This is a genomic window from Hymenobacter nitidus, assembly GCF_020447315.1.
GTDB classification, from domain to species: Bacteria; Bacteroidota; Bacteroidia; order Cytophagales; family Hymenobacteraceae; genus Hymenobacter; species Hymenobacter nitidus.
The window spans coordinates 66001-86545 of the sequence record NZ_JAJADQ010000006.1 but is presented as its reverse complement, the minus strand read 5'-3'; the positions used below and the strand labels follow the sequence as shown (position 1 = coordinate 86545).

At 62.3% G+C, this 20545-nt stretch carries 17 protein-coding genes; 8 read left to right on the top strand and 9 right to left on the bottom strand.

Features of this window, described 5'->3' with window-relative positions; genetic code table 11:
- Positions 1 to 29: 29 nt before the first annotated feature.
- Complete coding sequence (locus LGH70_RS12635) at positions 30 to 671, top strand: class I SAM-dependent methyltransferase (protein WP_226186090.1); 642 nt, start codon at positions 30 to 32, stop codon at positions 669 to 671.
- 29 nt (positions 672 to 700) lie between these two features.
- Here LGH70_RS12635 and LGH70_RS12630 read toward each other — a convergent pair whose 3' ends face one another.
- The 3 genes from LGH70_RS12630 to ruvX all read right to left on the bottom strand — a co-directional run bounded on the left by LGH70_RS12630 (position 701) and on the right by ruvX (position 2829).
- Positions 701 to 1678 carry a zinc dependent phospholipase C family protein gene (locus LGH70_RS12630; RefSeq protein ID WP_226186087.1) on the bottom strand — a complete coding sequence of 326 codons (978 nt, stop codon included), beginning with the start codon at positions 1676 to 1678 and terminating at the stop codon, positions 701 to 703.
- 135 nt (positions 1679 to 1813) lie between these two features.
- Positions 1814 to 2422, bottom strand: a complete 609-nt coding sequence (def, locus tag LGH70_RS12625; RefSeq protein ID WP_226186085.1) for a peptide deformylase — start codon at positions 2420 to 2422, stop codon at positions 1814 to 1816.
- Positions 2419 to 2829 (bottom strand): Holliday junction resolvase RuvX, encoded by a 411-nt coding sequence (gene ruvX / locus LGH70_RS12620; RefSeq protein ID WP_226186083.1) that lies wholly within the window; start codon positions 2827 to 2829, stop codon positions 2419 to 2421. Before ruvX ends, def begins: the two co-directional genes overlap by 4 nt.
- 413 nt (positions 2830 to 3242) lie before the next feature.
- Here ruvX and LGH70_RS12615 point away from each other — a divergent pair, with 413 nt between their 5' ends.
- On the top strand, positions 3243 to 4937 hold the full coding sequence (locus LGH70_RS12615) for a S41 family peptidase (protein ID WP_226186081.1): 1695 nt from the start codon (positions 3243 to 3245) through the stop codon (positions 4935 to 4937).
- Between the two features lie 196 nt (positions 4938 to 5133).
- A complete protein-coding gene (locus LGH70_RS12610; RefSeq protein WP_226186079.1) occupies positions 5134 to 5610 on the top strand; it encodes a lipocalin family protein in 477 nt (158 codons plus the stop codon).
- Positions 5611 to 5724: 114 nt separating this feature from the next.
- Here the strand turns inward: LGH70_RS12610 and LGH70_RS12605 are convergent, their stop codons facing one another.
- Entirely contained in the window at positions 5725 to 6756 is a 1032-nt protein-coding gene (locus LGH70_RS12605) for a transglutaminase-like domain-containing protein (RefSeq protein WP_226186077.1), read from the bottom strand.
- Between the two features lie 273 nt (positions 6757 to 7029).
- Between LGH70_RS12605 and LGH70_RS12600 the strand changes: the two genes are divergently transcribed.
- On the top strand, positions 7030 to 8238 hold the full coding sequence (locus tag LGH70_RS12600; RefSeq protein ID WP_226186075.1) for a homogentisate 1,2-dioxygenase: 1209 nt from the start codon (positions 7030 to 7032) through the stop codon (positions 8236 to 8238).
- Between the two features lie 122 nt (positions 8239 to 8360).
- Positions 8361 to 8885: a hypothetical protein gene (locus tag LGH70_RS12595; RefSeq protein ID WP_226186073.1), complete on the top strand. Its 525-nt coding sequence runs from the start codon at positions 8361 to 8363 to the stop codon at positions 8883 to 8885.
- Between the two features lie 88 nt (positions 8886 to 8973).
- On the opposite strand, the gene LGH70_RS12590 is transcribed toward LGH70_RS12595, so the two are convergent.
- The 4 genes from LGH70_RS12590 to LGH70_RS12575 all read right to left on the bottom strand — a co-directional run bounded on the left by LGH70_RS12590 (position 8974) and on the right by LGH70_RS12575 (position 14434).
- Positions 8974 to 10527 (bottom strand): T9SS type A sorting domain-containing protein, encoded by a 1554-nt coding sequence (locus LGH70_RS12590; protein WP_226186071.1) that lies wholly within the window; start codon positions 10525 to 10527, stop codon positions 8974 to 8976.
- A 215-nt stretch (positions 10528 to 10742) separates the two neighbouring features.
- On the bottom strand, positions 10743 to 12299 hold the full coding sequence (locus LGH70_RS12585; protein ID WP_226186069.1) for a hydroxymethylglutaryl-CoA reductase: 1557 nt from the start codon (positions 12297 to 12299) through the stop codon (positions 10743 to 10745).
- 91 nt (positions 12300 to 12390) lie between these two features.
- Entirely contained in the window at positions 12391 to 13197 is an 807-nt protein-coding gene (locus tag LGH70_RS12580; RefSeq protein WP_226186067.1) for an energy transducer TonB, read from the bottom strand.
- 439 nt (positions 13198 to 13636) lie between these two features.
- Positions 13637 to 14434: a WG repeat-containing protein gene (locus tag LGH70_RS12575; protein ID WP_226186065.1), complete on the bottom strand. Its 798-nt coding sequence runs from the start codon at positions 14432 to 14434 to the stop codon at positions 13637 to 13639.
- Positions 14435 to 14603: 169 nt separating this feature from the next.
- Here LGH70_RS12575 and LGH70_RS12570 point away from each other — a divergent pair, with 169 nt between their 5' ends.
- Together LGH70_RS12570 and LGH70_RS12565 are read left to right on the top strand one after the other, a co-directional pair.
- On the top strand, positions 14604 to 15923 hold the full coding sequence (locus tag LGH70_RS12570; RefSeq protein WP_226186063.1) for an amidohydrolase: 1320 nt from the start codon (positions 14604 to 14606) through the stop codon (positions 15921 to 15923).
- 11 nt (positions 15924 to 15934) lie between these two features.
- Positions 15935 to 16801 (top strand): ATP-grasp domain-containing protein, encoded by an 867-nt coding sequence (locus LGH70_RS12565; RefSeq protein ID WP_226186062.1) that lies wholly within the window; start codon positions 15935 to 15937, stop codon positions 16799 to 16801.
- A gap of 251 nt (positions 16802 to 17052) precedes the next feature.
- On the opposite strand, the gene LGH70_RS12560 is transcribed toward LGH70_RS12565, so the two are convergent.
- A complete protein-coding gene (locus LGH70_RS12560) occupies positions 17053 to 17817 on the bottom strand; it encodes an SDR family oxidoreductase (RefSeq protein WP_226186060.1) in 765 nt (254 codons plus the stop codon).
- Between the two features lie 393 nt (positions 17818 to 18210).
- Here LGH70_RS12560 and LGH70_RS12555 point away from each other — a divergent pair, with 393 nt between their 5' ends.
- Positions 18211 to 20541 carry a M4 family metallopeptidase gene (locus LGH70_RS12555; protein WP_226186058.1) on the top strand — a complete coding sequence of 777 codons (2331 nt, stop codon included), beginning with the start codon at positions 18211 to 18213 and terminating at the stop codon, positions 20539 to 20541.
- Positions 20542 to 20545: the final 4 nt, after the last annotated feature.

Genomic DNA, 20545 nt, shown 5'->3' with positions numbered 1-20545 from the left:
CAGTTGCCAAGTAACCAACAAGCCGCGCCGTGCCCAGCTACCCACCACCCCCGCCCGATGCCACTGCCGAGCAGCTGCGCGACTATGAGCGGGCCCGCTGGAATCATTTCCTGCTCGACCCCGCTTGGCGCAGTACCCGTTTCAACCCGCAGCCCAATGCTCTGCTGGTCGAAGCCGTACGCCGGCTGCGGCCCGGCGCGGCCCTGGATATTAACATGGGTGAAGGCCGTAACGCGCTGCACCTGGCTCAACTAGGCTGGCAGGTCACCGGCATCGATTTAGCCGACCAGGCCCTAGCCTTTGCCCGACAACAGGCCCAGCAGCTGGGCGTGCCACTCACTGCCCTGGAGCACGATGCCGCTACCTACGACTGGGGCCGAAGTCATTGGAACCTGCTGGTGCTCTGCTACGCCGACGACACCGCTCACGTAGCCCAGGTGCAGGCGGCTCTGAAGCCCGGTGGTCTGCTGGTGTTCGAGAACTTCCACGCCGAGGTAAACCGCGCCTGGAACACGCCTTCCGATCAGCAAATAGGCTTTGCCACCCATGAGTTACGGGACCTCTACGCTGCCGCCGGATTCCGCATTCTGCGCTACGAGGAGCCCATTCAAGCCGCCGACTTCACGCGCGAAACGCACCGGCTGGTGCAGCTGGTGGCGCAGAAGCGTTAAGTGACAAAGCCCTTCCCGCTAAGTAGTACTTAATCCTCGTGGCCAGGCACGGCGGCTTCGGCTGGGGCGTTGCGCAGTTCGGTGGCTTCCTTGGCCAGGCGCTGCTTCTCGGTTTCGGAAGGGGTGCGGGGCAGCTTGCCCAGGTCGGGCTGGCCGGCATCTACCCAGCAGGTGTACCAGTAGCTACTTACCAGCTTCACGGCCAGGCGCATCTGCCGCTCCACCTGCCCGTTCAGACGCTGGTGGTACTCGTTGGTGAAGTCGCGGGAATACACGCGCACGGTCTGGTTGCCGCGCTCCTCGAAGCCAAACTTGCGGTCCTCGGCAAACTGCGTGGTCAGCTCCCGCTCGAAGCGCAGCACCGAGTCGACAGCGGCGTTGGAGCGGCCCACCACGTCCCAGATAGTCTGGGTCGGGTTTTTCAGGTACACCGGCTGGCCCACGAAAAAGTCGTAGTTGGCACTCAGGATTTCCGGTAGCCGGCTTTCCCAGAACCCATGAATGCCGCGCTGCCCGGTCAGCTGCCCGTTGTAGTTGTGGGTGGTGTGCAGGGGCACGCAGGCATCGGCAATGTAGTGGCCCATGTCGGCCGAAAGGCTCAGAATCCGGTCGGCGTCGCGCTTTTTGAAGGCTTCGGTGAGCTGGTACTTCATCTTCACCACGTGCCACGGCACAATGCCATGACGCATCAGCGAGTCTTCCCCGTAGCGGGCTACGGCGTCGGCCCAGTTGTGGGGCAGCTTGGTGAGGGCACTGTCGCCGTACACGTCCACGTCGAGGAAGTGGCGCGGGGCCTCGCCGGGCACCACCGAGCGGCGCGAGTCTGGCCGGGTGGCGTTTTCGGTCAGGTAGTCGATGTTGCTCTTGTAAAACCCGACCATTTCGGGCGGCAGCGTAAACACCGACAACCGGTTGATGAGCCGGTGCCCGAAAAAGCCCCAGGCCTGAGGCTGCTGCGGCCACAGCCACAACGCTAGTAAGAGCACCAGGGTAGAGGTTTTACGCATATAAACAGAAGCAAAAGGCGGGCGAAGAGCTAAAAACCAGGGTAGCCCATCTAGCCAAAAGTAACGAAAAACTCGCCGGCCTAGCCCGCTTTTTTGCGGCCCGACCAGCGAGTTTCTGCTCTGGTTCTGCGGGGTTTAGCGCCGGCCCTGGCCGGCAAAGCGCATGCGGTAGTCGGCACTCACGTCGCCCTTGCTGATGCGGGTGAGCTTGCCTTTGATGAGCTGCTTTTTAAAGCTCGACAAATGGTCGGTGAACAGCACACCTTCCAGGTGGTCGTACTCGTGCTGAATCACGCGGGCCGTCATGCCCGAAAACGTGTCTTCGTGCTGCACACGCTGCTCATCCTCGTAGCGAATCACGATGGTTTCGTGGCGGTACACGGTTTCGCGCACCCCCGGAATGCTCAGGCAGCCTTCTTCGAAGCCCCATTCCTCGCCGGTTTCGCTCACCATCACCGGGTTGATGAAGGCCCGCTTCACGGGCGCCTCGGTAGCGTCAGCTTCTTCCTCCTCTTCGTCTTCATCGTCCTCGTCGCGGGCCACCATCGGGGCCGAGTCGATAACGAACAGGCGCACGCCTTTGCCAATCTGGGGCGCGGCCAGGCCCACGCCGTTGGCGTGGTACATGGTGTCGAACATATCGGCTACCAGCTGCTTCAGCTCGGTGGCGGGCATATCGGCCGGAATGTCTTTGGCGCGGGTTTTCAGAACCGGGTCACCGAAGGCAACAATGGGGTAAATCATCGGGATTCGAGGAAAGATTGCAAAATCAGAGTGGCGCTTACTTTGTCGACCATGGCCTTGTCGCGCCGGTCTTTCTTGGACAAGCCGCCGGCCAGCATGGCCGCGTGAGCCATGCGGGAAGTGTAGCGCTCATCAATTTCATGCACCGGCAGCTCGGGAAAGTCCTTGCGCAGGCGCCGCACCACGCCCACCACGGCGCTGGTCGAGTCGGTGGCTTCGTTAAGCAGCGTTTTGGGCATGCCAATAACCAGGGCCGAGAGCGGCTCGCGGGCGTGCAGCGTCTTGACGTAGGTCAGCAGGTCCTGGCTGTGAATAGTTTCGAGCGGCGTGGCTATCATCTGGAGCGGATCCGTGACGGCCAGCCCCACTCGCTTGTGCCCGTAGTCAATGGCAAGGATACGTCCCATGGAATGCGTGAAAAAGATGGCAGTGGCAGTAAACAACCCGCTGCGCCGCGTAAAGATACGACAGCCCGCAAGAATGGTGACACGCTATATCACCGGCAGGCACCCTCGCATTTAGCCGCCAGAAGGCCGCGTCGGTCCTGCCATCAGCGTAATTCGTCTAAAGGCGACATACTTCGAAAAATCATAGATTTATCTTTGTGCTTCAGGCTTTTAGAATAGTTCGGCTTTTGTAGATTATCAAGCTATATCAACCCTGTATAGTTCTTAATTTATAAAAAATTGTACTGTTATTGGAAAATCCGGATGCTCCTATGTTGCATGGGCGTTTCTTGGAAAAGTTTCAATAAATTTGGAAGCTTACCCTGGCTTATTATTCTTCTTTATCGCTCGAACTCCTACTCTCTCAGTCGCTTATGAATGTTGAGCCAAACGATGCTCAGGCGCCCGAACCGGTAAGCCCGTCGACTTCCGCCCCCCGCAACTCGCGGCGTCAGGTGCGGCAGCCGCTGCTGCTGGCCATCGTGCTGGCCTGTGGTATTTTGCTGGGAGCAAATCCGTTTCGGCCTTCCGACCAAAACCCCGACGGCACGGCCCGGGGCTACCTAAAGTTCAAAGAAATTCTGAGCTACGTCGACCGCGACTACGTCGATTCCGTCGATGCCGAAGCGCTGTCCGACTACGCCATCAGCCGCATGCTGGAGCGCCTGGACCCGCATTCGGTGTTTATTCCGGCCAAGCAGCAGCAGCAGGCCTCGGCTTTTTTGCAGAGTGACTTCGACGGCGTGGGCGTCGAGTTCAATCTGTTCCGCGACACCGTTACCATCGTTTCACCCCTGAGCGGCGGCCCCGCCGAGCAGGCCGGTCTGCACCCCGGCGACCGGATCCTGGCCGTGAACGGCGAGCAGGTTTCGGGCGTGCACATCACCACCGAGGAGATGTTTGGCAAGCTGCGCGGCCCCCGCGGCAGCAAGGTGCAGCTGCTGGTGCAGCGCCGCAAGCAGCTCAAGCCCATCAGCGTGCTGGTTACCCGCAACCGCATTCCGAACTCTTCGGTGGACGTGGCCTACATGCTTGACAACCAGACCGGCTACATTAAAGTGAGCCGCTTTGCCAGCGGTACTTACGACGAGTTTAAGCAGGCGCTGGGCGATTTGCGTCGGCAGGGCCTGAGCCGCCTTGTGCTCGACCTGCGGGGCAACCCCGGCGGCTACCTCGACCGGGCTACCAAGCTGGCCGACGAGTTTATCGGGGGCACCAAGAAAATTGTCTACACCGATGGCAAAGGTGACCTGTACGACACCCAAACCTACTCGCGCACCCTGGGCGAGTTTGAGGAAGGCCCGCTGGTGGTGCTGGTAGACGAAGGCAGCGCCTCGGCCGCCGAAGTCGTAGCCGGCGCTTTGCAGGACCATGACCGGGCCCTGGTGGTGGGTCGGCGCACCTTCGGCAAAGGCCTTGTACAGCAGCCCATTGCTCTCAACGACGGCTCGGAGCTGCGCCTGACCATTGCCCGCTACTACACGCCCTCGGGCCGCTCGATTCAGAAGTCGTACCGCGGCGGCTACGCCCAGTATGAGCAGGAACTGGCCCAGCGCCAGAAGCACGGTGAGTATTTCCACGCCGACAGCATCCACTTCGCCGACTCGCTGCGCTACCGCACCGACAAGGGCCGCACCGTGTACGGCGGCGGCGGCATCATGCCCGACCTTTTTGTGCCCCGCGACACATCGGCCTACTCGGCGTATTACACCCGTTTGCAGAGCCACAACCTGGTGCGGGAGTTTGCCCTGAACTTCTACCAGGACCACAAAGGCGAGCTGGAAGGCCTGCGCTTCGAGCAGTTCAACACCTCCTTCCGCATCTCCGACGTGCAGCTGCAAACCCTGGCCTCGCAGGCCGCCCACAACGGCGTGCCCGCCGATGCGGCCGGGATGCGGCGCTGCGCCACGCTGCTGCGCGGCCAGCTTAAGGCCCTGATTGCCCGCAGCGCCTACGGCAAAACCGCGTATTATCAGGTGCTGCGCGACCAGGATGCCGAGCTGCAGCAAGCCCTGCGCGCTTTGAGCAGCACCGCCGACGGCACCGCCTTGCTGGGCTTGCTGAAATAGGAACAGCGCTTGTTTGACAAAAGCCGTCCGCCGGCCTTCTCGCATGGGAAGGCCGGCGGACGGCTTTTTGCCTAAGTCCAAAGCGGTGAAAAATACCCAGTTATAGGTATTGCGAAGGGCTGGTGATAAGGGGAAATTTGGAAAACCGATGCTGCGCGGCAGAAACGGAAGAAGGCTCATTATAAACCCGGTTGCCATGAAACGACTCTACTTCCTGCTGCTCCTGGGCGTGGTCGGGTTGCTGGCAGCCTGGACGTGGACCAAAACAACTCCATCGACCGCAGAGCAGCGCATATTGCTATTGGTAAACCACGACTGGGTGTGGACGAGCTGGACGGAAAACACCGGCCCGAAAGCGTCCCGCCAACGGATAGAGCCTTGCCTGCGCGACGACGTTATCCGCTTTGAGCGGGCCGGGGGCAAGCAGGTATACATAGAACGGGCTGGCCGCCTGCGGTGCAGCGCCCAAGCCAAGGAGCGGGCCCAGGGAGAATGGTCGGTGAGTGCCGATGGCCGCCTGCTGACCATTACGGGCGGCAACGGCGCCTTCGACGACACCTGGCAGATAGCCGAGCTAACGGCCTCCCACCTGCAGCTGGCCTACCGCACCACAACCACCGACGGGCCTTTCAGCATGCTAATAACCTTTACCAAGCGCCCTTTGGGCCACTAGCTATACCTCGTGTACTGATTCTTTCTGACCTATGAAAACATAGGAACGGGGCCTTTCCTACCGGCTGCAAACGGTAGGGAAGGCCCCGTTCTGAGTTTGGGCGGTGCTGGCGGGCTACTTCTTGGCCTGCGTCAGGTCGTGGTAGCGGAACTGCTTGTCGACGGAGGCAAAGGGCTTACCGTCGACTTCGGCGTAGGGGTAGATGAAGTAGTTGAGCGTCTGGCCCTGCTGGCGCGGAGCCAGCGTCAGGTCGCGGCCCCGGGTGAACTCGACGCGGTTTTCGTCGTGGGCCCCGAAGAAGTAGTTGCGGCGCGAAGGGTCTTTGGCGGCCTCGGAAGCATCGACGGGCACCCAGCCGGTGGCTTTGGTGTAGAACTCGGCCCAGCAGTGGTAGCCTTTTACCTCGCCCTCGCCCCGCTCGGTGGGTAGGGGGAAGCCGATGCTGAAGCGGGCCGGAATGCCCACGGCGCGGCAATAGCCGATAAACACAGCGTGGAAGTCGGTGCAGTTGCCGCGGCGGGCGTCGCAGGCGTAGTAGATGTCGCCGCGGCCCCAGCCCTGGCCGGTCTTGTCGTACTTCACGGTGCTGACCACGTGGTTGTAGATGGCCTGGGCCTTTTCCAGGTCGGTTTTGGCGTTGGCTTTGGCCACTACTTCCTGGGCCCAGAGGCGGATTTTGTCGTCGAGGGGCACGAGCTGGTCGGCCTGCAGCCAGCGCTGCATGTCGGGGTCGGTGGCTTCTTTTTCCTTTTTGGCACCGGCCTCGGGCATCAGCACGGGGTTTTTGTGCTCGCGCCGGGTGGCGTTGAACTTCATCGTTACGGAGAAGGGCGCCGGCTTGGGATTCAGCACCCGCAGGTGCAGCACCTTGTTGCCGTGGGCCGCGTCGAGCAGCTCGTAGGGGTAGGGCGAGCTAATCGACAGATCTTTGATGTCCTGCGACTTATCGGAGTGCGGCACCGGAATCCAGAGGTCGGCTTCCTTGGCCTGGGCTGGCAAATCCTTCACCGTGGCGGTGTATTCGAAGGCAAACGTGCGGGCCTGCACCGGAGTAGGGCGGGCGGGCGACTTGCCATTCCAGGATAGCAGCGTGCCGGCCAGGAACAGGAAGGAAAAAGCTTTCGGCAACGAAGGAAGATGAAGCACGGGTAGAAGTCTTGATAAGGTAAAGGCCAGCGGCAAAATGCGTGAGCTGGTGGCAAGAATGGGGGCTTAGGTTTTGGGGCACCAAAGGTACGGCACTAGGCGTAGCTCCTAAGACACCAAGCCCAAAGAGAGAATTCATTTTCGGCAATGTTGTTTTCTTACGTATGCTACTACCATCCGGCCGCCCGGGCCCGGGCGCCGGCTTTTGCCGGGTAGTTGTTACCTTCACCCACCGGAACCCCACCCGTTTTCCCACCCGAAAATTCCTTTTGTATGGCTTACTACCATCGTATTGGTCAGATTCCGCACAAGCGCCACACCCAGTTCCGCCAGCCCGACGGCACGCTCTACTCCGAGCAGCTGGTGGGCACGCTCGGGTTTCACGGCGTCTCGTCGCTGCTCTACCACATCAACCCGCCCACCCAGATCAAGAAGGTCGGGGAGCCAGTGCCTTACGCGCCCAAGCTGCTGAAAGACCGGCCCCTGGAACCCAGCCACCTGCGCACCCTGGGCCAGACCACCACCGGCGGCGACTACCTCAAGGCCCGGCAGACGCTTATCGGCAACGCCGACGTGACCATGAGCATCTGCAACCCCACGGAGCGGCGCATGGATTACTACTACAAGAATGCCCTGGCCGACGAGGTTATCTTCGTGCACGAAGGCAGCGGCGAGCTGTGGAGCCAGCTGGGCATCGTGCGCTTCGAGCCCGGCGACTACGTCGTGATTCCGCGCACCATCATTCACCAGCTGCACTTTGATGAGGGCCCCGTGCGGCTGCTTATCATCGAGTCGTTCAGCCCCATCGAAACCTGCCGGCGCTACCGCAACCACTTCGGGCAGCTGCTGGAGCACTCGCCTTACTGCGAGCGGGACATCCGGCCGCCCCACGCCCTGATTACCGACGACGTGCGCGAGTCGGGCAATTACGTGGTCAGGATCAAGAAGGAAGGCTATCTGCACGAGCTGACGTACGGCCACTCGCCCTTCGACGTAGTGGGCTGGGACGGGTATTTCTACCCCTACGCCTTCAGCATCCACGATTTTGAGCCCATTACGGGCCGCATTCACCAGCCGCCACCCGTGCACCAGACCTTTGAGGCGCACAACTTCGTGATTTGCTCCTTCGTGCCCCGCCTGTTCGACTATCACCCCGACAGCATCCCGGCACCTTACAACCACTCCAACGTGGACTCGGACGAGGTACTGTACTACGTGGCCGGCAACTTCATGTCGCGCAAAGGTGTGGATCTGGCCTCGTTTACGGTGCATCCTAGCGGCATTCCGCACGGCCCGCACCCGGGCACGGTAGAGGCCAGCATCGGCAAAAAGGAAACCCACGAGTTGGCCGTTATGGTCGACACGTTCCGGCCCTTGTACCTGACCGAAGCCGCCCTGCCTTACCTGGACAAGAACTATCCGATGAGCTGGAACCCGGACTTCAAGCACGAGCCACCCCGGGCAGCGGATATGATGGACTAGAAGCGGGTACTTATAAACTGCAAACGTCTATATTGTTGTCAACCAACGCCGGCACTAATCCAATGGGGCCGGCGTTGTGCGTCTTCCAACCTTTTTCTCATCTTCTGCAACAACTGACCAACATGAAAAAAGTATTGCTACTGGCCCCGCTATTCCTGCTGCTGGGCATTATGAGCTGCAAAAAGATCAATGAGCTGCTGACCTTTAACGTTGATTACAGCCAGAACATCAAGATTCCCGCCAGCCCCGTTGTTACCGTGCCCGTGATTCTGCCGGTGCCCGTGACGACCAACGCCGAGCAGACCTTCAAGAACAACAACACCAACGCCGACCTGGTAAAAGATGTGTCGCTGACCAAGTTCACGCTGACCATCACCGACCCGTCGGCCGCCAATTTTGACTTCCTGAACAACATCAGCATCTCCATCGGCACCGATCAGAACGACATCGTACCGCTGGCCTCGCTGGCGCAGGTGCCCAAGGGCGTGAGCAGCATCGAGCTGACCCCGAGCGGCGCCAAGCTGGACAAGTACCTCAAAGCGCCCAGCTACACGCTGCACACCCAGGCTACCGTGAACAGCACCATTGGCAAGGAAGTAACCGTGCGGGCCGACTCCCGCTTCAAAGTAACCGCCGACCCGCTCTAAACTGGTAGCCAAGCTGATTAACAAGCCGATTAACAGAAAGGGCCGCTGATATCAGCGGCCCTTTCTGTTGACGTTCGATTAGCCTGAACTAATGCAGCACCGTGACTTTGCGGTGCAGCACGGCATTGCCGATCTTCATTTCCAGCAGATACACCCCCGCCGCCAGGTCGCGCACCGGAATGCTGAGCTGCTGATGACCCGCCGCCAACTGCTGGTGCAGCGCCGTGCGCACGTGCCGGCCCGTAGTGGTTTGCAGGTCGATGTGGGCCAGGGCCGCCGTGGGCAAATCCAGGGCCAGGTGCAGGGTGTGGGCGGCCGGGTTGGGGTAGGTTTGCAGCGTCAGGTCGGGCAGGGTGCCTTTGGCGGCCAGCACCGTCGGGTCAATCAGGGCCGTCCAGGCGCTGGACTGCGTGTTGTCTAGCCGCGTCCAGACGGGGCGCACCACGTTGTCGTGGGCCGTGATGTTGGTGTAGTCGCCGAAAAAGACGTTCTCATTGGGCACAAACGGCGTCTGGCTCAGCCGGAAGTTCTGGAAGGTCCGGCCGCCGTCGGTGCTGCGGGCGCCATACACGTCGGTGCGGGTGTCGGGGTAGCTGCGCCGGTCGTAGAAGACAAACCACAGGTAGCCGGTTTTCTGGTCTACGGTCATCCAGGTAAAGAACTGGTGGCGGCCGGGCGGGTCGTTGTTCACCCGCAGGGGCGCACTCCAGGTCTGGCCGCCGTCAGTGCTGCGCGCCAGCCACACGTCGGTGTCGGAGGGGCCGTTGCGCTGGTCGGTCCAGTTCACGTACAGGGTGCCGCGGTGGGGGCCGGTACTTACGTCGCAGGCCGTCACGGGCAGGCCGTTGGCCCGGTAGATGCCCGGCACGGCGTAGTCCCAGCCGCCGGGCTGGCTCACGATGGGTTTTTCCTTGGGCAGCCAGGTTTGGCCGGCATCCAGGCTGCGGTTGAAGACGATGCCGCGCGGCCCGGCCCAGGCCGAGTAGATTTCGCCGTTGGGGCCCACGGCCGGCACGGCGCCTTCCACCGTGGCGTCCTCATCCACCGCGTCGCCGCCGTAGAAGCTGATGCGCCGGGGCGGGCTCCAGGTTTGGGCCTGGTCCGTGGACTTGGAGAACAGAATGCGGGTACTGTCGCGGGAGCTGAGGCTGCCGTAGGCGTCAAATTCGGTCCAGGTGGCGTACAGGGTGTTGGTTTTGCGGTCCACAGCCACCCACTCCTTGTCCTGCTGCTTGGGCGGGTTCAGGCCGAAAAAGCTGCGGTAGCTGAAGGGGATAGCCGCCTGCGCCGTGCGCTGCACCAGCAGCCGGTCGATGAAGGGGAAGCCGATGGACGTGGCCCCGGGATTCGACAGGTGGAAGTAGTAGAAGGCGCCCGTCGTGTCGGCTACCACCACCGGGTCGCCCCACACCGAGTAGGGCGAGGTCAGGGTGCGCCAGGTCCAGGTGCGGCCCCCGTCGAGCGAGGTGTACTGGTTGTTGAGGTTGGCCCCGGCCACCAGCTCCTGGGTATTCTTGGGGTTGATGGCAATGCTGGTTTCGTTGGGCGAGTTCTGCACGCTGATCAGCACGTTGGGATGGGCCGATTGGGCGCGTGCCAGGGCCGGCAGGCTCAGCAGGCTTAGCAGTACAAGTTTATTCATAGCGGGCAATAGGTGTGTGGTTGTAAGGCTGGCAAGTCGGTCATGCCTGAGCTTCGGGAACGACTTTGTGGGAGTAAAACAACTGGGGTTTCTACGATTCGTGCTAGCGTGATAAGGCCTTTCGTCGCCGCTTAATGCGCGGAATACCCAGGATGACAGATAGGATGGAACATCATTCCGGGCAGAGCGAGGAATGATGTTCCATCCTATCTGTCCTACCGGTTGCGGCCGTACTGCTCGTGGCTGCTCACCCAGTCGGACGATGAAATGGCCGAGCCCAGGCTCAGCTCGCCGGCCAGCACCACGCCGGCCACTATTTCGGCAAACTTGTTCACTGTGCCCCGGCCCACGCAGCCCAGCATGCGCAGGCACTCGTTCTGGGTGGCCAGGCCCGTGCCGCCGCCGTGAGTAGCTACGATGAGGGAAGGAATGGTGATGCTCAGATACAGGTCGCCTTCCTTGGTCACTTCCGAGTACAGCACGCCCGCCGACGATTCCGACACGTTGGCTACGTCCTGGCCGGTGGCAATGAAGAGGGCCGTAATGCCGTTGGCCGAGTGGGCGCCGTTGTTGTTGGCCCCGCTCAGAAAGGCCCCCACGTTGCTCACCTGCCCGTGGTAGGCCAGCTGCTCGGGCGTCACGCGCATGCGCTGCTGCAGAATGTCGCGCTTGATGACGCACTCGGCCACCACGCGCTTGCCCCGGGTGCGCATCACGTTGATCTGGCTGGCCTTTTTGTCGGTGGCGAAGTTCGATTCGAGGTAGAAGTGGCGGATGGGCGCACCCTTGTAGTTTTCCAGAATCCAGGAGCAGGCCGCGAAGGTGGCCCGGCCCACCATGTTCTGGCCGGCCGCGTCGCCGGTGCTGTAGTTGAAGCGCAGGTAGGCGAACTTGTTGCTCAGGTAGGTATCGATGTACTGGAGCTTGGCAATGCGGGAGGTGCTTTCGGCCTCGGGCCGGATCTTCTCGATTTCCTGTTCTACCCACTTGCCGAAGTCGCGGGCCCCGCGGGCGTCGTCGAACACAAAGACCGGGGCCCGCTGCATGGCGTCGCCGATGACGGTGCACTTCACGCCCCCGCAGAGGTTGAGCACCTGAATGCCGCGGTTGTAGCTGGCCACCAGCGTGCCTTCGGTGGTAGCCATCGGAATGAGAAAGTCGCCCTGGGCGTGCTCCCCGTTCACGGTCAGCGGGCCGGCCAGGCCCACCGGAATCTGGGCCACGCCGGTGAAATGCTCGCAGTTGCCCTGCAGCATGTGCGGGTCGAAGGAGTAGTGCTTCAGGTGCTTGAACTCCTCGCCCGAAAACTCTTCGGCGAAGCGCTGCCGGGCCTGAATGGCGGCCTCGGAGTAGTCGTCCTGGTCCTGACGCGGAATGCGGGTGCGGGTATCGGGAATGTTGACGATGGCATCTTCCACCTCCACGTTCAGGTCGCCGAAGGGGTCGGCTGAGAACTGCACCCGCACCTTGTGAATGCCCTCCTTAAGGTGCTCGGTGGCCAGATGAAACGTGGCCGCCTGACCCACGGGCAGCTCGTAGCCGCTGCTGTCGGCGTTGAACACGGTGGCGGGCCGCACGTCGCCCCCGCCCAGGTCCAGGGCAATCTGCTCCACGCCCAGACGCACATCGTCCACCTGCACGTAGTCGATGCGGGTGATGCGCACCGTGTCGAGGCGGTTTTTGATGCTGAAGGCCACACCCTCGGGCGTGTTGTGCAGGCTGCCGCGGGTATAGAGCAGCTTGAGGAGCATGGGGCTGGGCGTAAAGATCATAAGGCGCAGGGAAGTGGGTTCGGTGGAAATATAGCGGGATTAAAGTGCGAATTTTTCCCCGAACCGCCGATGATGCTCTTAAGATTAGCGCCTACCGGCCGGCGGCCCGGCGCTTGCCTTTCTGCTTGTGGGCACCAGTGTCCGGCTCCCGGCTGAAGGTGATGGGCATGGTGTAGCTCACATCCACCGGCAAGTTATTTTGCTCACCGGATAGCCAGGGTGGCATTTGCTGCACTACGCGCAGGGCCTCCGCATCCAAGGCCGGATTGACTCCCCGCGTGATGCGGACATTGGTTATGGCCCCGGTTTTCGTGAGCAGAAAGCTGACGAATACCTTGCCCGAAGCCGTGACGCTGTCAGGGTAGCGGGTGTTTTGCCCGAGGTAGGCAATCAGAGCGTCCATGCCGCCGGGGTACTGCGGCATCTGCTCGACGGAGCCAACAAATACCATTCGCTCCGGTGTTGGCCCCGCTGGCGCGAGTAGCTGATCTACATCATCCGTCAGGGAAACCGGGCTCAACTCCTCGGGCCTTTTGAGTTGCAGCCCGGCAGGCGGTACAGCCCGCGTATTAAGTTCAGCCTTCCGCACCTGCGCCCACGCCTCGCCACTGCTTAGTCCCAGCCCGCACACCAGCACCAGGGCTACCAGAAACCGCCGCAGCTTCGGGCGCAACTGTGGCTGGGCCGGGGCCAGCTGCGCCTGCCGGAACCGACCACACAGGCGCCCGTCGGCCGAGGCGGCGCGGGCAGCCATCAGGTCGGCCTGGGTGGCGGTGGTGAAGTCGTGGACGGTGCGCTGGCAACTGGCGCAGTGGCGGCCCTGCGCGGTGGGCGTCATCTGCTGCCAGTCTTCATGGCAAGGATTCAGGCGTACGTTCAGAAGGGGCAGGTCGAGCATAGCGGCGGTTGGATAACGTGGGGTACGGCATAACGCAGCCCCGACCCCGGTCTGCATCCGGAAGATACGTTGCCCGGTAAGTATTTGCATCCGTCACCGGTAGCAAGCCTATCCAGCCCACCCCAGAAACCGTTGCCACTGGTGGCAGAAGCCTGCGGGGGCACCCGAAGCCTCTTGCTACTGGTGCAGGATGGCTCCAGCCTACCCCGGAGACGTTCTGCACCGGTGCAGAATGACCAAAGGCGCCCCGGTAGTCATCCTGCACCGGTGCAAGATGACTACCGGGGGCTCCGGACATGGCCTGCACCGGTGCAGGACGGCTGCCGGGGGTGCTGGATGCGTCCTGCACCGGTGCAGGGGCACTAAAGAGGGCCCGGCAGCCATTCTGCACCGGTGCAGAGCCTCCCAAGCCCTGACCCGCCCGGCTACCCGGCCGCGCCTACTCGAAATACTCCCGGCCGCGGGTGTCGATGTAGCCGCTGCGGCCGTCGGGGGTCGTTACGCGGGCCACGCTGGCCACGAAGGGCTCGGCGGCGCTGTACTTGAGGGGCACCAGCAGGCGGCCATCCTCGGCCAGGTACCCATACAGGCCCTGCTGCTCCACGATGGCGAAGGCAAAGTTGTTGGCCTCCACGGCCCGGATGGCGTCGTACTCGATAGGCAGCGTCAGCTTGCCCTTGTTGTTGAGCACGCCCCACTTCTGGCCCTGGCGCACGAAGAGTAAGCCGTTGTAGTTCTCCTGAATCTCGTCGTAGATGGCCGGCACCACGGCCTGGCCCACCGTGAAGCGGAACCCGACCTTGCCGTTTTGCCGCAGCAGGTCGCCCTGGGTGAGAAACTCGCTTTCCGGCTCGGGCTCGGCGGGGGCCGTTACGCGCTTGCCGCTGCCGTCAATCTGGAAGGTTTCGCCCGCCAGCTCCACCGTGGCCCGGTCGTGGGAGAAGGAGCCGGCTTTGGTGAACTGAATGGGCGTGACGGGGTTGCCGCCCCCGTCGATGTAGCCGTAGAGGCTGCCGACGCGCACCCAGGCCAGCTCCTGCACGAAAGGGCCGGCCTCGTCATACTGCAGGGGCAGCACGATGCGGCGGCTCTGGTCGGCGTAGCCCCACTTGGCGCCTTTCCGGAACGGAACCAGGCGGGCCGGGGTGGTCTGGGCGGGCGCCGGCGCCGCCAGCAGCAGGGCCAGCAGCAGCGGCGTCAGTTTGACGAGAAAAGCGGGGAGAGGTAAGCCAGGCATTGCCCCTAAGATACGGGGTCGGGCGGAAACGACGAGCACAAATTGGCTTTTTACAAGAACCTGGGACTGTCGTGACCAACAGCTGGCGGCGGCCGGCGCGCCCGGCGGCTTCAGCAAATGCGTCCGGCATTGTACCTTGCCTGCTTAACGCCTGCTTTTCCAGTTTCGGATGAACCAACGCTACTTTTTCCTGGCCGCCGCCGGCCTGCTGACCGCCCTGGCCGCGGCTCCCGCCACCGCTCAGAATGCCGCCCTCGATGCCCGCATTGCCAAGCTGGCCGCCGCCGAGGAAGCCAAGGTTATAGCCTGGCGCCGCGACCTGCACGAGCACCCCGAGCTGGGCAACCAGGAAACCCGCACGGCCGGTATCATTGCCGCCCACCTCAAAAGTCTGGGCCTGGAAGTGCAGACCGGCGTGGCCCGCACCGGCGTGGTGGGTATTCTGAAGGGTGGCAAGCCCGGCCCCGTAGTAGCCCTGCGCGCCGACATGGATGCGCTGCCCGTCACGGAAAAGAACGAGCTGCCCTTCGCCAGCAAGGCCCGCACCCAGTACAACGGCCAGGAAGTAGGCGTGATGCACGCCTGCGGCCACGATACCCACGTGGCCATGCTGATGGGCGCGGCCGAGGTGCTGAGCCAGGTGAAAAAGGACCTGCCCGGTACCATCAAGTTTATCTTTCAGCCCGCCGAGGAAGGCTCCCTGCCCGGCGAGGAAGGCGGCGCCAAGCTCATGGTGAAGCAGGGCGTGCTCGACAACCCCAAGGTCGATGCCATCTTCGGGGTGCACATCAACGCCCAGACCGAAGTGGGCACGCTCAAGTACCGGCCCGGGGGTGAAATGGCTTCGTCCGACGTGTTTACCATCAAGGTAAAAGGCAAATCGGCGCACGGGGCCTACCCCTGGCTGAGCGTGGACCCGGTGGTAACGGCCTCGCAGATTGTGCTGGGCTTGCAAACCATCATCAGCCGCCAGACCCTGCTGACCGAGGACGCGGCTGTCATTACGGTGGGCATGATTCACGGCGGGGTGCGCAACAACATCATCCCGGACCAGGTGGAGCTGACCGGCACCATCCGGACGCTGAACAAGGACATGCAGCGCAAGATCTGGGAGGACATTCGCCGTACGGCCACCGGCATTGCCGCCAGCGCCGGGGCCACGGCCGAAGTCGACATCGTGAACTACGCCCCCGTGACCTACAACGACCTCAAGCTGACCGACAAGATGCTGCCCTCGTTGCGCACGGCCGCCGGCAGCGCCGATAAAGTAGTGCTGCAAAAGGCCGTGACCGGGGCCGAGGACTTTGCCTTCTTCCAGGAGAAAGTACCGGGCCTGTTCGTCTTCGTGGGCGGCATGACCAAGGGCACCGACCCGGCCACCACCGGCCCCCACCACACGCCCGGCTTCCGCATCGACGAAAGCGGCCTGACCTTGGGCGTTACCACGCTGGCCACCCTGGCCGCCGATTACCTGACCGCCAAAAAGTAAGCTTCCCCCGAATGAACATTGCCCTGGTTACCTGCGAGAGTCTCGCGCAATACGCCGCTCCTACCGTTGAAGATGAAGATACCCTGCTCACGCGCCACCTGCGCAGCCAGGGCCACCAGGTAGCCCCCCGCGTCTGGACCAACCCGGCCGTCGACTGGGCGGGCTACGACAAAGTAGTGGTGAAGTCGCCCTGGGACTACTTCGACCGGGTCGATGATTTCTACGCCTGGCTCGACCGGATGGACGCTACCGGCATCGAGCTGCTCAACCCCTCCCACATCATCCGCTGGAATGCCGATAAGAAGTACCTGCGCGACCTGGAGCAGGCCGGCGTGAAAATCGTGCCCACGCACTGGCTCCCGAAAGGCAGCACCGTGGTGATTGATGAGCTGTTTGACCTGCTGAAAAGTGACCAGCTGGTGGTGAAGCCCGCCGTGAGCGGCGGCGCCAAAAACACCTTCACCCTGACCCGCCCTGAAACGGCCGAGCGGCTGCCGCTGCTCACCGAGCTGGTGCAGCACGAAGACTTCCTGGTGCAGCCCTTCCAGCCCGAAATCCAGACTGAGGGCGAATGGTCGCTCGTGTATTTGGGCGGCAAATACAGCCACTGCGTGCTGAAAACGCCCAAGTCGGGCGACTTCCGGGTGCAGCACTACCTGGGCGGCGGCATCGAGCCCCGCAAAGCCCCGGCTCACCTGCGCCAGGCCGCCGACAGCATCGTGGCCCAGTTTGCCCAGGGCTGCCTCTACGCCCGCGTCGATGGGGTAGACTCCCACGGCGAGTTCCTGCTCATGGAGCTGGAGCTGATTGAGCCCTTCCTCTACCTGGACTCAAGCGAAGGCGCCTTTGCCCGCTACGAAGCGGCTTTACACCAATAGAGCGGGAAGTGAGAGAAATATGAAACCCGTGTCCTTGCGAGGACGAAGGACATTCCGCGCATGAAGCGGCGTCAATCCGTCCTCTGAAATGTGCCGAGCCTTCTAAACTGAAAAGCCCTTTCCCACGCAAGTAGGAAAGGGCTTTCTGGTAACAGGCTGTGTCGTACTGCGCAGAGGACGGATTGCTTCGGCTACGCCTCGCAAGGACACGTTGGGAAACAACCGCCCACAAAATCCGCTGAATCCGTGGTCTAGAAACCATTCACGCTGAAGCCGCCGTCCACGCTCAGCGTCTGGCCGGTGATGTAGCTGGCGGCGGGCAAACACAGAAAGGCCACGGCGCTGCTTACTTCCTCCGGTTCGCCCACGCGCTGCATGGGGGTGCGGTCCAGCACGCTGTGCAGGTATTGCTCGTTGCTGAGCACTCCGGCGGCCAGCGGCGTGCGGATGTACCAGGGCGCCACGCAGTTCACCCGGATGTTGTCGGGGGCCCACTCCACGGCCAGGTTGCGGGTCAGCTGAATGATGGCCGCCTTGGTCATGCCGTACACCGAGCCAGTGCGCAGGTGCGTGAGGCCCGCCACCGACGACACATTCACGATGCAGCCCTGGGCCAGCTTGAGCAGCTCGTAGGCACCCTGCGACATGCCAAACACCGATTCCAGGTTGGTTTCCATCACGTGGCGGTAGTCCTCGGCGCTGTACACGGCCGTCGACTTGCGGATGTTGGTGCCCACGTTGTTGACCAGAATATCCAGCTTGGGCCACTGCCGGCTGAACTCGTGCAGCAGATTTTGGCGGTCGTCGGGGCGGCTCACGTCGGCCGTCAGGGCGTGGGCGTCCAGGCCCTGGCGCCGCCACTCGGCCACCTGAGCTTCGAGGTCGGGGGCATGGCGGGCCACGGCTACTACGGTGGCTCCGAAGCGCAGCAGCTCCTCGGCCACGGCGGCCCCAATGCCTTTAGAAGCTCCGGTAACCAAAGCCGTGCGGCCTTCCAGATTCCAGCGGTTCGTCATGTTGCTCCAGTAGTTAGGTTGAAAGTCACAATATCAAGGGAACGTGTAAAAGTAGCGGCTTGGCTGTGCGCCGCAGCCGGCAAATGCCCCGGCCGCGCGGCCTAGAAACATGGCCAGAGAAGGCGGGATATTCGGTGGCTACTTACTTTTATTGAAGATTTTGCAATAAAGTGTCAACTAATTAGTAAATTCAATAGTAATAAGACCATAATAATGCCGAGTTATTGCCATTCTGTTGTTCGGTAGCCAATCCGAAGCCCGTTCCTTTCTATCATCTTTCAAGCCAACCATCCCATGAGAAAAAATTACGCAGCGGTAGCCTTGCTACTGGCTAGTGGCCTTGCGTGCTCTACTGCCCAGGCCCAGCAAAAAACAAACGTTCAGCAAAAGGTCTTGTCCGACAAGGGTACGCCCGCGCTGGTGGCTTTCCGCGCCGATGCTCCGGCCTACACCCTGAACGACGCCCGCAAAGCCTTTGCCGAGCAGTTGCAGCTGGGCGCCAACGACCAGATGCTGCGCAGCAAGACCGAAATCGACCAGCTGGGCTTTGCCCACGAGCGGCACCAACAATACTACAAGGGCATCAAGGTGGAGCATGCTGCCTACACACTGCACGCCAAAGACGGCGCCGTGCAAAGCATGAGCGGCAGCTTCGAGCGGATTGAAAAGCTGAACGTGACGCCCGCCGTTAGTGCATCGGCGGCGTTGCAGGCGGCCCTGCAGTTTGTGGGGGCCAAGAAGTACATGTGGCAGGATGCGGCCGAGGAAGCCGGTCTGAAAGACCAGGACAACAACCCCGCGGCCACCTACAAGCCCCAGGGCGAGCTGGTGATTGTGGAAAACCAGCGGGCCGCGGGCACCGCGCAGGCGGGGCAGCCCACGCTGGCCTGGAAGTTCAACATCTACGCCCAGCAGCCCGTCAGCCGCGCCTACATCTACGTGGACGCGCACACCGGCCAGGTGGTGATGCAGGACAATATTATCAAGCACGTGGCCGCCACGGGCACGTTTGGCACCAAGTACTCGGGTACCCAGACCGGGGCCACCGAAACGGCCACCGGTGGCTACCGCCTGCGGGAATTGACGCGCGGCCTGGGCATTGAAACCTACAACTGCCGCAAAAGCAACAGCTACACCGCCGCCGTCGACTTCATCGATGCCGACAACAGCTGGACGGAGTACAACAACGCTGCCTTCGATAATGCAGCCCTCGACGCGCACTGGGGTGCCCAGGGCACCTACGACTACTTCAAAAACGTGCACGGCCGCAACTCCTACAACAACGCCGGCGCCAAAATCAGGAGCTACGTGCACTTCGACGATACGCCGGGCGGGGCAGGCTACGAAAATGCCTTCTGGGACGGCTCGCGCATGACCTACGGCGACGGCGCCTCCCGCTTCGACCCGCTGACCTCGCTCGACGTGGCAGCCCACGAAATTGGCCACGCGGTGTGCTCCAGCACGGCCAACCTGACCTATTCCTACGAATCGGGGGCACTAAATGAAGGCTTCTCCGACATCTGGGGCGCCTGCGTGGAGTATTACAAGGCTCCCGACAAGCAAACCTGGCTCATTGGCGAAGACATCGACAAGGTGCGGCCCTCGCTGCGCTCGATGAGCAACCCCAACGCCGAAGGCCAGCCCGATACCTACCAGGGCACCTACTGGTATGCCGGCAGCGGCGACTACGGCGGAGTGCACACTAACTCGGGCGTGCTCAACCACTGGTTTTACCGCCTGGCTGTGGGCGGCAGCGGCACCAACGACAAAGGCACCTCATTCAGCGTTACCGGTATCGGCATTGATGCCGCCGCCAAAATTGCCTACCGCACCGAAAGCGTGTACCTGACGGCCTCGAGCAACTACGCCGCGGCCCGTACTTACTCGATTCAGTCGGCCAAAGACCTGTACGGGGCCGGCTCGGCCCAGGAAATTGCCGTGACCAACGCCTGGAACGCCGTGGGCGTGGGCGCCGCTTACGGCGGGGGCACACCGCCACCCACCGGCGTCACGTATTGCACCTCGAAAGCCAACAGCGTCGCCTACGAGTTCATCGACTACGTGGCCCTGGGCACCCTGACGCGCACGTCGGGCGCTGATGCCGGCTACTACAACGGTACGGCTCTGGCGGCCCCGACCCTGACGGCTGGTACCGCCCAGACCATCAGCTACAGTGCCGGCTTCGTGGGCACGGCCTACGCGGAATACTTCAAAGTATACATCGACTACAACCAGAACGGCCTCTTCACCGATGCCGGTGAGCTGGTGGTTAGCGCCGCCGCTTCTACCAGCAGCGCCACGCGCAGCTCGGGCTTCACGGTGCCCTTGTCGGCCAAAAACGGCAAAACCCGCCTGCGCGTGGTGATGAGCGACAACTCGGGCACGGGTAGCTGCAACGCCTACAGCTACGGCGAAACCGAGGATTACAGCGTGACTATAAGCGGCGGTGCGGCTGTGGCTGGCGTGCACGGCATCTCGGGCAGCACAGCTTCCACCCAGTTCGACGTGTATCCGAACCCCGCTACTGACCGCCTGACCGTGCTGCTGCCGAACAATGCCAGCGTGGTATCGGTGCAGGTGCTGGACGTGCGCGGCGCTACCAGCACGGCGGCCCGCTACGAAGGCAACGGGCAGCTGAACGTGTCGGGCTTGGCCAAAGGCCTGTACACGCTGACCGTCAGCGACGGGCAGACCATCTACCGTCAGCGTTTCGTGAAGGAATAAGGTT

Excerpts from the sequence above, each read along its gene's own strand:
- LGH70_RS12630 (WP_226186087.1), bottom strand. The coding sequence starts at position 1,678 with ATGCGTAAAACCTCTACCCTGGTGCTCTTACTAGCGTTGTGGCTGTGG.
- def (WP_226186085.1), bottom strand. The coding sequence starts at position 2,422 with ATGATTTACCCCATTGTTGCCTTCGGTGACCCGGTTCTGAAAACCCGC.
- ruvX (WP_226186083.1), bottom strand. The coding sequence starts at position 2,829 with ATGGGACGTATCCTTGCCATTGACTACGGGCACAAGCGAGTGGGGCTG.
- LGH70_RS12615 (WP_226186081.1), top strand. The coding sequence starts at position 3,243 with ATGAATGTTGAGCCAAACGATGCTCAGGCGCCCGAACCGGTAAGCCCG.
- LGH70_RS12610 (WP_226186079.1), top strand. The coding sequence starts at position 5,134 with ATGAAACGACTCTACTTCCTGCTGCTCCTGGGCGTGGTCGGGTTGCTG.
- LGH70_RS12600 (WP_226186075.1), top strand. The coding sequence starts at position 7,030 with ATGGCTTACTACCATCGTATTGGTCAGATTCCGCACAAGCGCCACACC.
- LGH70_RS12595 (WP_226186073.1), top strand. The coding sequence starts at position 8,361 with ATGAAAAAAGTATTGCTACTGGCCCCGCTATTCCTGCTGCTGGGCATT.
- LGH70_RS12590 (WP_226186071.1), bottom strand. The coding sequence starts at position 10,527 with ATGAATAAACTTGTACTGCTAAGCCTGCTGAGCCTGCCGGCCCTGGCA.
- LGH70_RS12585 (WP_226186069.1), bottom strand. The coding sequence starts at position 12,299 with ATGATCTTTACGCCCAGCCCCATGCTCCTCAAGCTGCTCTATACCCGC.
- LGH70_RS12580 (WP_226186067.1), bottom strand. The coding sequence starts at position 13,197 with ATGCTCGACCTGCCCCTTCTGAACGTACGCCTGAATCCTTGCCATGAA.
- LGH70_RS12575 (WP_226186065.1), bottom strand. The coding sequence starts at position 14,434 with ATGCCTGGCTTACCTCTCCCCGCTTTTCTCGTCAAACTGACGCCGCTG.
- LGH70_RS12570 (WP_226186063.1), top strand. The coding sequence starts at position 14,604 with ATGAACCAACGCTACTTTTTCCTGGCCGCCGCCGGCCTGCTGACCGCC.
- LGH70_RS12565 (WP_226186062.1), top strand. The coding sequence starts at position 15,935 with ATGAACATTGCCCTGGTTACCTGCGAGAGTCTCGCGCAATACGCCGCT.
- LGH70_RS12560 (WP_226186060.1), bottom strand. The coding sequence starts at position 17,817 with ATGACGAACCGCTGGAATCTGGAAGGCCGCACGGCTTTGGTTACCGGA.